General features: G+C 55.8%; 13 protein-coding genes. 7 read left to right on the forward strand and 6 right to left on the reverse strand.

Going from position 1 to position 13,112, the window contains the following annotated elements:
- Positions 1-258: 258 nt before the first annotated feature.
- Positions 259-1,596, forward strand: coding sequence for an MATE family efflux transporter (locus AC5Q5A_RS04010; RefSeq protein WP_493894423.1), 1,338 nt, complete (start codon positions 259-261; stop codon positions 1,594-1,596).
- Positions 1,597-1,711: 115 nt separating this feature from the next.
- On the opposite strand, the gene AC5Q5A_RS04015 is transcribed toward AC5Q5A_RS04010, so the two are convergent.
- Positions 1,712-2,191, reverse strand: coding sequence for an Lrp/AsnC family transcriptional regulator (locus AC5Q5A_RS04015; RefSeq protein ID WP_008891470.1), 480 nt, complete (start codon positions 2,189-2,191; stop codon positions 1,712-1,714).
- Positions 2,192-2,664: 473 nt separating this feature from the next.
- Here AC5Q5A_RS04015 and AC5Q5A_RS04020 point away from each other — a divergent pair, with 473 nt between their 5' ends.
- Both AC5Q5A_RS04020 and AC5Q5A_RS04025 read left to right on the forward strand, forming a co-directional pair.
- On the forward strand, positions 2,665-3,165 hold the full coding sequence (locus AC5Q5A_RS04020) for a GNAT family N-acetyltransferase (protein ID WP_493894424.1): 501 nt from the start codon (positions 2,665-2,667) through the stop codon (positions 3,163-3,165).
- Between the two features lie 4 nt (positions 3,166-3,169).
- Positions 3,170-3,616: an Rrf2 family transcriptional regulator gene (locus AC5Q5A_RS04025; RefSeq protein WP_008891472.1), complete on the forward strand. Its 447-nt coding sequence runs from the start codon at positions 3,170-3,172 to the stop codon at positions 3,614-3,616.
- Positions 3,617-3,707: 91 nt separating this feature from the next.
- On the opposite strand, the gene AC5Q5A_RS04030 is transcribed toward AC5Q5A_RS04025, so the two are convergent.
- Positions 3,708-5,507: a DEAD/DEAH box helicase gene (locus tag AC5Q5A_RS04030; protein WP_493894425.1), complete on the reverse strand. Its 1,800-nt coding sequence runs from the start codon at positions 5,505-5,507 to the stop codon at positions 3,708-3,710.
- Between the two features lie 211 nt (positions 5,508-5,718).
- Between AC5Q5A_RS04030 and AC5Q5A_RS04035 the strand changes: the two genes are divergently transcribed.
- Complete coding sequence (locus AC5Q5A_RS04035; RefSeq protein WP_008891474.1) at positions 5,719-6,279, forward strand: hydrolase; 561 nt, start codon at positions 5,719-5,721, stop codon at positions 6,277-6,279.
- The gene (locus AC5Q5A_RS04040; RefSeq protein ID WP_493894426.1) at positions 6,276-7,037 is read left to right on the forward strand and encodes an alpha/beta fold hydrolase; all 762 of its coding nucleotides are present in this window, start codon (positions 6,276-6,278) and stop codon (positions 7,035-7,037) included. Before AC5Q5A_RS04035 ends, AC5Q5A_RS04040 begins: the two co-directional genes overlap by 4 nt.
- On the opposite strand, the gene AC5Q5A_RS04045 is transcribed toward AC5Q5A_RS04040, so the two are convergent.
- The 3 genes from AC5Q5A_RS04045 to parE form a co-directional block, all read right to left on the reverse strand.
- Positions 7,034-7,633, reverse strand: coding sequence for a hypothetical protein (locus tag AC5Q5A_RS04045; RefSeq protein WP_493894427.1), 600 nt, complete (start codon positions 7,631-7,633; stop codon positions 7,034-7,036). The two genes, AC5Q5A_RS04040 and AC5Q5A_RS04045, sit on opposite strands and share 4 nt — an antisense overlap.
- A gap of 206 nt (positions 7,634-7,839) precedes the next feature.
- Positions 7,840-8,763, reverse strand: a complete 924-nt coding sequence (locus AC5Q5A_RS04050) for a glutaminase (protein WP_493894428.1) — start codon at positions 8,761-8,763, stop codon at positions 7,840-7,842.
- A gap of 85 nt (positions 8,764-8,848) precedes the next feature.
- Positions 8,849-10,831: a DNA topoisomerase IV subunit B gene (parE, locus tag AC5Q5A_RS04055; protein ID WP_493894429.1), complete on the reverse strand. Its 1,983-nt coding sequence runs from the start codon at positions 10,829-10,831 to the stop codon at positions 8,849-8,851.
- A 295-nt stretch (positions 10,832-11,126) separates the two neighbouring features.
- Between parE and AC5Q5A_RS04060 the strand changes: the two genes are divergently transcribed.
- Together AC5Q5A_RS04060 and AC5Q5A_RS04065 are read left to right on the forward strand one after the other, a co-directional pair.
- Positions 11,127-11,552, forward strand: coding sequence for an acyl-CoA thioesterase (locus AC5Q5A_RS04060; RefSeq protein WP_008891479.1), 426 nt, complete (start codon positions 11,127-11,129; stop codon positions 11,550-11,552).
- Between the two features lie 32 nt (positions 11,553-11,584).
- Complete coding sequence (locus AC5Q5A_RS04065; protein WP_493894430.1) at positions 11,585-12,004, forward strand: hypothetical protein; 420 nt, start codon at positions 11,585-11,587, stop codon at positions 12,002-12,004.
- 57 nt (positions 12,005-12,061) lie between these two features.
- Here AC5Q5A_RS04065 and AC5Q5A_RS04070 read toward each other — a convergent pair whose 3' ends face one another.
- On the reverse strand, positions 12,062-13,111 hold the full coding sequence (locus AC5Q5A_RS04070; protein WP_493894431.1) for a dipeptidase: 1,050 nt from the start codon (positions 13,109-13,111) through the stop codon (positions 12,062-12,064).
- Position 13,112: the final 1 nt, after the last annotated feature.

Here is a 13,112-nt window from a genome sequence, read left to right on the forward strand (position 1 = left end):
GTAAATAAAAACAAATAGTTATTTGATTTTCCTGTTTTTGGTGTTCGGACGTCCTGTGGCAGGCAGCCGATTACGGAGCCCGATTTGCGAAGACAATTCGCGCACAAGCTGCATGAGGCGGGACAAAAAGTTAACGATGTGGATTTTTTGGACAGCCGGTCATTAAAAGGTGCCTTTTGCCGCCTTGTAATCTGTGCCACAAGAATTCTTCCGGTTCGCCCGGATGCCCCACAGCTTGATCCATAGACCGAGGTCCAAATGAACCGCACGCGCCGCTGGTTCGGCAAGGGTGATCGACGCGTTCTGGCGTTGACCCTGCCGATTATTCTTTCCAATGCGACTGTTCCGTTGCTTGGCGCGGTCGATACGGCTGTGGTCGGACATCTCGATAGCCCGCACTATATCGGGGCGGTCGCGGTTGGCGCGCTTATTTTTTCCTACGTGTTCTGGAGCTTTGGCTTTTTGCGCATGGCCACTACGGGCCTTGCGGCACAAGCCTATGGACGGCGTGACCCAAATGGCGTGCGTGCAGTATTTGCCCGCGCGGCCCTGATTGCGGTGGTTGCCGGTTTGGCGGTCATGGTGTTGCAATGGCCGATCATTGAACTGGCGATGAGCCTGATTGCGCCGACACCGGCGGTCGAGGCCGCCGCACGCGATTATTTCCATGTCCGGATCTGGGCGTCGCCTGCGACGCTGATGCAATATTGCATGCTGGGCTGGTTGCTGGCGATGCGTGACAGCCGGGCAGTGTTTATTTTTCAGGTGGTCCTAAATTCGCTGAACATCATCCTGGATATCCTGTTTGTGCAAGGGTTCGGCTGGGACGTGCGCGGGGTGGCTGGGGCCACGGTGATTGCCGATTATTCCGGTGTGGTGTTGGGCTGGTTCCTGATGCAGCCGCATCTGAAAAGACTGGGTGGGACCTGGCGCGGCATTGGTCTTTTTGATCGCGCGCAACTGGCCCGGCTGATGAAGATTAATGGCGATATCTTTATCCGCACCATGGCGCTGACATCGGCCTTTGCACTGTTTACCAGCTTCTCCGCCCGGTTTGGTGAAGTGACGCTTGCCGCCAACGCGGTTTTGCAAAACTTCCTGATGTTCGGGTCATTTGCCCTTGATGGTTTTGCCCATGCGGCAGAAACCCTTGTCGGGCAAGCCTATGGCGCGGAAAAGCGCAAGCAGTTCCTGTGGGCGGTGCGCAAGACGACCGTTTGGGGGATTGTTTCAGCCGTGGTGATGGCAGCCCTGTTTGCAGCATCGGGGCCTTGGATCATTGATGCCCTTACAAGCATTCCGGAAGTCCGCGCAGCATCCTATGAATATCTGATGTGGGCGGTGGTATTGCCGATTACCGGCGTATTGGGCTTTCAGTTTGACGGGGTGTTTCTGGGCGCGATGCAGACCAAGCATTGGCGCAACATGATGTTGCTGTCAGTCGCGGTCTATGCCGGTTTTGCCTGGTGGGCCGTGGTGATGGGCAGCAACCATTTTCTGTGGGCCGCGTTTAACGGGTTTTTCCTGCTGCGCGGGCTGACACTGGCGGTGCTGTTCCCGACGATCATTCCCAAGCAGCGTCAGGCTGTGGCGTAGAGCGTTTGTCAGGTTCGGGAACTTGCGGATCGAGGTCCCCGCCTTTGCGGGGATGACGGTGCCAGACGATGTGGTTCCTGCCGTCACGCCCGCGAAGGCGGGCATCCGACTGTTATCAGTCGGCGTCAGCAACCGGCAGGGTGGTGCTGTTTTTGACTTCGTGCAGGGTGAAGCTTGATTTCATGTTGGCGACGCCGGGCAACTTCATCATGACTTCGGACAGGAAACGCTGATAGGCGGCCGGATCGGGCACAACGATGCGCATCATGTAATCCTGATTGCCGACCATCGCATAACAATCGACGATTTCCGGGTGTTCCTGCACTGCCGTTTCAAAGCGGCGCAGCGACGGTTCGTCATGCTGGGTCAGCGATACGGTGACGAAGACATTCACACCAAGGCGAAGATGGGCCGGGTCCAAAAGGGCGACATATTTGCGGATGACGCCACTTTCTTCGAGCTTGCGCAGACGCCGCAGGCAGGGGGAAACGGACAGGCCGACCTTGTCAGCCAGTTCGACCATGGAGATTCGACCGTCTTCCTGAATTTCACGAAGAATTTTGCGATCAATTGCGTCGAAACCGTTGCGCGCCATAGCGTGCCACACTCCTTTGGACGATAAGATAACGGGCCGAAATTCGCCCGGAGAACCGTATTTTCGGAAGGGTGGATTTTGCCAAATTCCCGACCGAGCATACATAATTTCTGCTGCGCGATAAGCCATGACTTCGCGTTTCTGTCAATCTTTGCGTCGTCAAACGGTGCAATTTTTACGTCGAAATCCTGTATATGATCGCAATGCGGTGCAACAGATCTTAACCGCATCGTGCATGCCAAAGACTTGCAACAGGCAAGCAATGCAAGTATGACCTTCAATTCCTTGGAATGCCTGCAGTTGTGAGCATCTGCAGCGGAAGTTATCGTTGCCGTGTGCCATCCGGGCAGTGTAGTATAATCGTACCAATTTACTTATTTCGATTGTGATTATTCTCCTGCCGGGAGCCCGGGGGAGGTTGGCACTGTCTGACACTCGTCTGACATTGGCAGCCGATATACTGAAAGGCACGTATGGTGGACGCTGCGCAAAACACGCCGGGATATAACCTGGTTACAATTGGCGAGCATAAAATCAATATTCGTCCGGCGGTTCAGGCAGATCTCGCCAATGTTGTCGATCTTGATGACCGGACCACGGGACTGCGCAAGCCGGATTACTGGGACGACCTGTTTACCCGTTATGGTAACCGCAAGGATTCCCGTTTCTTTCTGATTGCCGAAGAAAACGGAACGCTTCTGGGCTGCATTTTCGGTGAAGTCCGGTCGTGGGAATTCAATTCCGTGCCGTGCGGTTGGGTTGGCACCGTTAGTGTCGAACCGGACCTGCGCATGGGCGGGATCGGTACCATCCTTTATAACGAAATCTGCCGCTGTTTCCGTAAGGCCGGGGTGACCAAAATCCGGACCATGATCCCGCGCGATGCGACCGACTTGATGTCGTTCTTCCGCGCGCAGGGCATGATGGCGGGTCCATTTATCCAGCTGGAAACAGATATGGACGAGGGGGAATAAGCCGATGATGTCCTTGCAAAAGGCGACGCTGTTTGCCCTCTATGCCGTGCTGGAACTGGCCGAAGATACCGACCGCCAGCTTTCGGCATCGGAAATTGCCGAACGTTACAATATTTCGACCAACCATCTGGCAAAGGTCCTGCGTGATCTGGGCCGGGCCGGGCTGGTTGAGTCGGTCCGTGGGGCTGGTGGCGGTTATCGTTTCTGTGGCAATGCCAAGCGCACGACACTTTTGGATGTTGTGCAGTTGTTTGAAGAGGTCGGGACAAGCCCGTCCAACAGCATCGTGCAGAATACCAATGCCGGTGCGGCGCTTTCGATGGTGATGGATGAGATCGAAGAGATCACCCATGCCACATTGCTGTCGATCACGATCGAGACGATGCTGAAACTGATGCGCAAGCGTCGCCCGGAAAAACCGACCTCCACCGGATTGTTCCGAGCGGTTTAACGCATAAACCAACGTACAGATACCTACCAGATAGACAAAAGGCCGTCAGATTACCCTGACGGCCTTTTTGATTTGCGAACGTGCGGCGGGCTTAGCTCTCGCTTTCTGCCGGGGCCGGTTCTGCTGATGCCTGGGCGGTATCCGCAGCCTTGTCAGCCGTTTCTGCCTTTGGGGCAGCCTTCTTGCGCGGACGGCGCGGTGCGCGCTTTTTGACTTCCTTGGCTGGTGCGGCGTCGGACTTTGCGTCGCTAGCAGCCTCAGCCGGTGCCTCGGTTGCTGCGGGTGCAGCGTCCTCTGCCGGTGTTTCGTCGCTGGCCTTTTTGGTCGAACGGCGCGGCTTTCGGGCCGTCGATGATTTCGACTTTTCAGCAGCAGGCTTGCGCTTGGCTGTGGTGGTCTTTTTCGGTGCTTCTTCTTCGTCGTCAGAAGACTTTTTGCCAAGGCTTGAGGCCGGCACTTCGGTCAGAAGGAAGCTTGGCACGTGATCGCCAAAGCCGATGACTGTTTTGTCATCGCGGTCGTCACGGTCACGGCGATTGTTGCGGTTGCGATCAGTGTTGCCCGCATTGTTGCGCGCGTCGCGTGCCGGTGCCTTGGGGGCATCGGCGTCTTTTTGCGGTTGCGCGTCGGATTTGGCCGGTGACGGGGCGTCAGCAACCGCTTCCTTTTTATCCGATCTTGCCGGACGGGCAGGTTTGTCGTCACGCGTATTGGGCTTGCGGCTTCTCTTGTTGCGGCGCTTCTTGCCCGTAAAGTCCAGCTCCAGCGTCTCGATGCCTTCAAGTTCGGTCAGCGGGATGTCCATATTGATCGTCTTGTTGATCGCAGCAACAAGTTTGCCATCCTCTGGCACGGCAAGGGTAAAGGCCTTGCCATCGCGGCCTGCGCGACCGGTACGACCGGTACGGTGGACATAATCCTCGGCGTTGAACGGCACATCAAAGTTAAAGACGTGCGAAACATCAGCAACGTCAATGCCGCGTGCGGCAACGTCCGAGCAGACCAGAAGGGTGATCTCGCCGGTTTTGAACTTTGCCAGCGTTTCGGTACGTTCGCTCTGCGCCAGATCGCCATGCATGCGACCGGCATTAAAGCTGTGCTTGGTCAGCGATTTATAGAGAATGTCGACGTCTTTTTTGCGGTTGCAGAACACAAAGGCGTTGCGGACATCTTCGGCGCGGATCAGGCGACGCAGGGCTTCGCGCTTGTCGAAATCGTCCATGACAAGGAGCTTGTGTTCAACCGTGGTTGCCATCGTTGAAGGCGGCGATACGGTGATTTCCTTGGGATTGGACAGGAACTTGTCGGCAAGGCGTTTGATTTCCTTGGGCATGGTCGCCGAGAAGAAAAGCGTCTGACGCTGCTTGGGCAGCATGTTGACGATCTTCTCGATGTCGGGAATGAAGCCCATGTCGAGCATGCGGTCGGCTTCGTCAATCACAAGCAGTTTGCAATCAGACAGCAGCAGCTTGCCGCGCTCAAACGTATCGATCAGGCGGCCCGGGGTGGCGATGATGACATCGGCACCTTTTTCCAGGACCTTGCTTTGCTCGGCAGCAGATTCGCCACCAATAATCAACGCCTTGGACAGCGATATATATTTGCCATAGGTGTCAAAGTTTGCAGCAACCTGGGTGGCCAGTTCGCGGGTCGGTTCCAGAATGATGGAACGTGGCATCCGCATGCGGGCCCGACCATGATGGAGAATATCAAGCATCGGCAGGGTGAAGCTGGCCGTTTTGCCCGTACCCGTTTGCGCACAGCCCAGAATGTCACGTGCCATCAGCACCGACGGAATAGCTTGGGCCTGGATCGGGGTTGGGGTGTCGTAGCCGGCGTCTGCGACGGCTTTGAGGATATCTTCGCTCAGACCGAGATCGGCGAAATTCATATGGTTCGTTTTCCCGCAAAGAAATGCGTTAAGGTTAAGCGGATCGCTAGAAATCTGATTGCGTCGTAAAGCCAACCCTTAATTAAGTCAAGAAAAACGCCGCTTAATTGCCTTGGAAAACCCATTCGGCGGGCTTTGAGAGGCTTGTTTGCAACAATTTCACAGCGTAATCTGCCACAACAGCTCATACTCGGGGAGAAAAACAGTGCTGATGGACGCAACCCGTTCAAGTTTGCTGATAATCGACGTTCAGGAAAAACTCTATCCGGCCTGTCTGGAACCGGATCAGATCATTGCCAATTGCTGTTTTCTGATCAAATGCGCCAATCGCCTTGAGGTGCCGGTGATCGTTACCGAACAGTATCCCAAGGGTCTTGGACATACGGCCAAACCGATTGTCGACCTTCTGGAAAAGCCGGGTGATGCTGCTGATGGCGGCAATGTCGTTTCCAAGGTGGCATTTTCCGCCGTTCCGGCCGATGGCTTCATCGAGAAGATGGAAGAAAATCAGGGTCGTGATCAGGTGGTGGTTGCGGGCATGGAAACCCATGTTTGCGTGCTGCAAACCGTGATGGACCTGATCGAACGCGGTCGGGAGGTCTATGTCGTCTCCGATGCGGTGACATCGCGCAGCCAGCATGACAAGATTTTCGGGCTTGAGCGCATGCGCGATGCTGGCGCTAAAATCGTAACCCGCGAAAGCGTGATGTTTGAATGGCTTCGGGTGGCAGGCACGCCGGAGTTCAAGGAACTGAGCGCGCTGATTAAATGAGTTCGATCTCAAAGAAAGATACCGGGCACGCCGATGGTGATGGCGTGCCCGTTGTGTTTTTGTCAGGCATGCTTGCCGATCAGCGTATGTGGCATCCGGCGATTGCCGCATATGACGAACTTGACGATCCGGCCAAGCCCGCACTTATGCCGGTATTCTGCGAGTTGTTTGATCAGGATACGGCTGCGGATATGGCGCGCGCGGTCCTTGAAAGTGCGCCGGATCGCTTTGCGCTGGTGGGGATGTCGATGGGTGGCTATGCCGCCTTTGAAATCCTGCGTCAGGCCCCGGAACGCGTCAGTCACCTGATGCTGGTCAATACAAGGGCAACGGCCGACAGTGAGGCGGTGCGACGTCGACGGTTGTTGCTGTCGCGCATTGTCGCGGGCAAGACGCCGTTTGTTGCGGTCAATGACGGCATGCTTGATGAGATGCTTCACCCCGATAACCGCAATGATGCCGGATTGGTTTCCCTGTTGACCGCAATGGGCGACGCATGCGGGGTAGGTGTGTTTGAACGCCAGAATCATGCAGTTGCGACCCGCCCGGACAGCATGACGGATCTTGGCAATATCGCCGTGCCATGCAACGTTGTTGTCGGTACGCATGACCGGATCATAAGCCCTGAAAGCCATCGGGAGATGGCCGAAGCCATTCCCGGTGCGACTTATCAGGAAGTTCCCGGTGCGGGGCATTATGTGCCACTTGAGCAGCCCGTTGAGTTTGCCCGGTCACTTGCAGCGCTTTTGGTGCGTTAGCAGCTTGGCAGGAACGGGCTGCAATACCGGTCATCATTGTTGCGCAAATGACGCGGGAAGAGCTGAAAATTGACCGTGTCAGCGTTGTTTTCGACCTGTTCGGCAAACTGGGCCGCATTGAAGTGTGCGCGGGTTTCCGAAATGATTTTATCCCCGACACAGAAGCCGAAACGGACGGTGACACGATCGCTTGTCTCATCCTTGGGAAGAGATTTTGGGTCAGTGCAGAGCTTGCCCCGCATGGTGGATTGTTCCGGATTGACGACAGCAACCATACGGTTTTCCGGCTTGATGGTTTCCCCATCTGCAATGTCGGCCGGATCGGTAACAAAGCGCAGGCGCGGCGGGTAGCCATGGTTTGACATGGCCGCACTCCAGAAATCATCGGTGAAGGTATTATTGGCATCAACGATTTCAAGCATCATCACACGGCTTGGCGCGCCGGCTGTCCGGAAGCTGTCGACTTCGGAGACCTCATAATGGGCACGTTCGATCACGGCGATGTTGCAACCGGCAAGCGCAAGCAGACCACTTGCAGCAACAGCGATTGAAAACGGGCGTGTCAATTTTGACAGTCGCGATGCGGGCGCGGACATGGCTTTCATCCTTTCAGGCTTGCTGAGACCAAAGAACCTATTCCTAGATATTGTCTGAAAATGTCCAAAGTCACGTCCGGCACGGTTATTCTGCAACTTTAAAGTGATCTTATTCACGAGCGTATACTGAAATCAGCGGGATGATCGGGGCTGGATGTGGGTTTTTCCAGCCGATCAGACGCCGAGCAAAACCACCGGGGCGATCTCTAGAAAACCGACCGGCCAATGGCGCGGATCAGCATTTCCAGAGCACGAATGCCAGCAGCAGAATTGCCCCGCTGATCAAGAAGTGGCGACCATACGCAGACCGAAAATTCACCCGGAACCACGCCAATAATCCCACCGCCGACGCCACTTTTTGCCGGTATGCCAACCGTGAAGGCAAAGTCGCCAACGCCGTCATACATCCCGCATGTCAGCATAAGTGCGTTGATGCGACTGGTTTCTTCTGCCGTAATGACAGGTTTTCCATCAATGCCCACACCCCGGCAGGCCAGAAAACGACAGGCGCGTGCCAGTTCGCGGGCGGTCATTGCGACCGAACACTGTTTGAAATAGGCGCGTACAACGTCTTCGACAGGATTGTCGAGTTTGCCGAAGCTTTTCATCAGATATGCGATGGCACGGTTGCGATCACCGTGCTGGTCCTCAGACATATAAACATCGTTATCAACACGAATATCGGGATTGCCGCAAAGCTGCCCGAGAAATTCGGCAACAGATCGATCCGGGTTCGCATAACGGGACGTGATCAGGTCGGCGACCCGAATGGCGCCAGCATTGATAAACGGGTTGCGCGGTATGCCGTTTTCCTGCTCGAGCTGGATCAGGGAATTGAAGGCTGAACCGGACGGTTCGCGGCGCACGGCCTGCCACAGGTTGTCACCATGGGCGCGCTGGGCGAGCACAAGCGCGAACATTTTTGAAATGCTTTGAATGGAGAAGGACAAATCGGAGTGACCGATGGCAAATTCCTGTCCATCGGTGCCACAGATGACCATGGCAAAATGATCGTCTGGCACGTTCGAAAGAGCGGGAATGTAATCAGCCTTGCGCGCAGCAGCGAAATCCGCCTTCGCAACCTCGTCAGCGATTTGTTCAAGGATGGCAGCATAATCGTGAGACACCATGCGATCCTGTCTTTTTACGGTTGGGGAATGCGGACAAAAAACCCGGCACAACTGGCCGGGTTTTGTCGATGGTTTTGCGTGCTGATCAGACGTCGATATCCTCGACGAAGCGGGCGTGTTCCTGAATGAACTGGAAACGCAGCTCCGGTTTTTTGCCCATCAGGCGGGTTACAAGATCCTTTGTCTGCCCGCGGGCATCCGGTTCGGCTGCATCGGGCAGGGTAACACGCAAAAGCGTGCGTTTCTTGTGGGCCATGGTGGTTTCGCGCAACTGTTGCGGCGGCATTTCACCCAGACCCTTAAATCGGGAAATCTCGACCTTGTTCGGGTTCTTGAACTCTGTTTCGAGGATGACTTCCTTTTCGGCATCATCCATGGCGTAGATCGACTTGCCGCCTTGGGTCAGGCGGTAAAGCGGCGGCATCGCCAAGTAAAGATGGCCGTTTTCGATCAGGCCAGGCATTTCCTGATAGAAGAAGGTCATCAGAAGGGACGCGATATGTGCACCGTCGACGTCAGCATCGGTCATGATGATGATTCGTTCATAGCGCAGATCACCCAGCCGGAAATCGGATCCCGAACCGCAGCCAAAGGCTTCGATCATGTCCTTGATTTCCTGGTTGGCCATCATCTTTTCATAGGTCGCCGACGCAACGTTCAGGATCTTACCGCGTAGCGGCAGGACAGCCTGTGTTTCACGGTCACGGGCCTGCTTGGCAGAACCACCTGCAGAGTCACCCTCCACCAGGAAGATTTCAGTGCCCGCCGCGATTGAACGCGAACAGTCAGCAAGCTTGCCCGGCAAGCGCAGACGACGGGTCGCCGACTGACGCTTGGTTTCCTTTTTTTCCTTGCGGCGCTGACGTTCCTCGGCGCGCAGGATGATGCGTTCAAGCAGACGCTTGGCGTTTTCGGTATCCCCGGTCAGCCAGTGGTCAAAGTGGTCACGCACCGAGGTTTCAACCAGTTTGGTCGCACCCTGGGTGCCCAGCTTTTCCTTGGTCTGGCCCTGGAATTGCGGATCGGGAATAAACACCGACAGCATGATGCAGCCGCCGCCAAAGACGTCCTCGGCGGTGATGGCTGCGGCCTTTTTCTGCCCCAGCATATCGCCATAGGCCTTGATCGCCTTGGTAATGGCGTAACGGAAACCGGCTTCGTGCGTGCCGCCAAGCGGGGTCGGGACGGTGTTACAGTAGGAATGGAAATAGCCTTCGCCGCTTTCCGGCCAGCCAATCGCCCATTCAACACGCCCGGCACTTTCAGAAAACTTGGCTTCGCCAGCGAACGGACGGTCTGTGACCATCTCGCGGCCCTCAAGCGTCATTTCGAGGTAATCAAGAATACCGTTCGGGAACTTCAGGACTTCCTGCTGCGGGGTCGGGTCGTCACTGGTCAGAAGGCTTGGGTCAACCGACCAGCGGATTTCGACACCCTTGTAGAGATAGGCCTTGGAGCGCGCCATACGGAAGATGGTCGCTGCCTTGAGCTTGGCGCGGGTGCCGAAAATCTCGGGGTCGGGTCTGAAAATAACCGTGGTGCCGCGACGATTGTTGATCGCACCGCCATCCTGAAGCGGCCCCAGCGGCGTGCCCTTGGAATATTCCTGAAACACCATCTTGCGATCACGGCAGACTTCAACACGGAACTTGTCGGTCAACGCGTTCACCACCGACATACCGACACCGTGCAAACCGCCGGAGGTCTCATAGGCCTTGCCGGAGAACTTGCCACCCGAGTGCAGGGTGGTCAGGATCACCTCAAGTGCTGATTTGTCGGGAAATTTCGGATGCGGGTCGGTCGGAATACCACGTCCGTTATCGCGTACCAGCACAGTATTGTCTGGCTGCAATTCCAGTTCGATCCAGTCAGCGTGGCCAGCAACCGCTTCGTCCATCGAGTTATCGAGAATTTCCGCAACCAGATGGTGCAAAGCGGCATCATCGGTGCCGCCGATATACATACCGGGGCGTCGACGGACAGGCTCAAGGCCCTCGAGAACTTCAATATCCTTGGCGGAATAGGCTTTATCGGTGGACTGGTTTGAATCTTCAAAAAGGTCGGTCATGCCCCGGAACGCAACTTCTTTTATTGTGTTAAAACAAGGTCCAATACCGTATATCTGTTCTTCGATATTATGGTCTTGGAAGCCTCGGCGCTAAACGAGTACCATATCTTTATCGGTTCGTACCAGATGATCGGTGCGCACCGACCATAAAAATGTGTTTTTGAATCCAATGCAAGTGATGGTCGCGACTTCCGATCATAATTTTGCCGGGCTTGGACGCAGAAAACCGCGACCGGGAGGTCCAATAAAAAAATGGCGTGCCGTAACAGGCGTGCCGCCAACTGGAGTGAGCCTGATGGCGACTGAGAAAGATCAATCCCTTCTTGCGGAAAGCACGATGCCGCGCGGTGAACTTTGCACCCGAACCCTTGCCATGCCCGCCGATACCAACCCGAGTGGTGATATTTTCGGTGGCTGGCTGATGTCGCAGATGGATATCGCCGGTGGCGTGATGGCAAGTCAGGTCGCCGAAGGGCGTGTTGCGACCATCGCAGTGGACGGCATGACGTTCCATCGCCCGGTGTATGTCGGCGATACAGTTTGCGTTTATGGCGACATCGAGAAGATTGGCAATACATCGATTGTGCTGCATCTCGAATCCTGGGTGCTCCGCCGCAATCAACCGCCGCGCATCAAGGTGACCGAGGCGACATTTACCTTTGTCGCGATTGACGCCGAAGGTCGACCGCGCCCGGTACGCAAGGATGAGGCAGACGCCTAAGCCCGCGCGAGATCAAATTCAGGAGCCCCGCCATGCAGAGCCGCACTGTGTCCACTCTTTCGACTGGTCTGGTTCTGATCTGCGGGGCTTTGTTGTTTCCCGTGCTGGCCAACGCCGGCAAAGCCGATGTGGTTGCGGCCAAGGCGACCAAGACCGGCGAGAATATCTATCGGTTTGATGTGACCGTGGCGCATAACGACACGGGTTGGGATCATTACGCCAATGTCTGGCAGGTGATCGGGCCGGACGGGACGATCATTGGGGAAAGGGTTCTGGCCCATCCGCATGTCAATGAGCAGCCCTTTACCCGATCGCTGTCCGGTGTGACGATCCCGGCAGATATCAAAGGTGTCACGGTGCGGGCTGGCGATCTGGTGCACGAATTTGGTGGTGCAGCGTTGACGATCGAACTGCCTGTCAAGGCTGGGCAATCTGTCACGGTTTCAAATTAGACCGAAACGTCTGCCCAAGTCCCCAGGCCGAAGCCCGGGGCAGGGTGTAGCGCCTTGTTACCAGCTTGCCTTGGCAACGCGCATGAAGTTTTCGCCCATGATTTTATCGACGTCATCGGGTGAATAGCCAATTGAAATCATCGCGTCAGCAAGGGCAGGGAGCTTGCGCGGGTCGAACACCGCAGCCCCACCTGCGCCGGGGCCATAGCCGCTGGCGGCGGGCCAATAGAAGTCCTTGTCGACGCCATCCGGGAAGTCGTTGGTGCCGGCGACCGATGGCATGGTATCAAGTCCGATGCCGACATGATCAACACCGACCAGATCAACCGCATATTTGATATGGCGGATCATGTCGGGAACTTCCGGTGCGTTTTTGGATTTGATGAAGCGCTGGAAACCGCAAATGCCGATCACGCCACCGGTATCGGCACAGGCCTTGATCTGTTCATCATCGATGCAGCGTTCATGACCACCCAGTTCCCTGGGGTTGGCGTGGCTGAAGACGACCGGCTTGGATGAGACCCGCATGATATCAAGCGAGCTTTGCCGTCCGGTGTGGGAACAATCCATGATCATGCCGCTGGCATTCACGGCCTTGACCATTTCAACACCCAGATCGGTCAGCCGGATATCAACATCATGACAGCCCCCAGAGACCGAATTGTTGCGGTTATAGGCAAAGTGGATCTGCTTCACACCCAGCTTGGCAAAGACCGGCACCATTTCGGGCATGTCCTGGAGCATGACTGAGCCTTCAAGATCAAACCCGACGCCGAGCAGGCCCTTGGATTTGGCAATCGCCAAATCCTCAAAGCTTTCGATCTGCATGTATTTGTCAGGGTGCGCGGCGACCTTGGCGCGGAAGGCAGCGATCACGCGCAGAATATGGGCAATGCTGTTCATATCCATGCCGACATTGACACAGACATAGTCGATATGACCGGCGACATAGGTATCAAGGAGGTCTATCGGCGTTTTTTCATCAAGCGGCAGGCAGGCATGCGCATCCCACGTGAAAGACGGGATATGCCGACGTTGATAATTGGCAAGTTTGCTGTCGGCCGGTGCGAAGGGGGTTGCGAAGCTCAGTGTGGTGGCGGAAGTCATG

The sequence above is a fragment of the Thalassospira sp. CA1 genome (genome assembly GCF_059052855.1).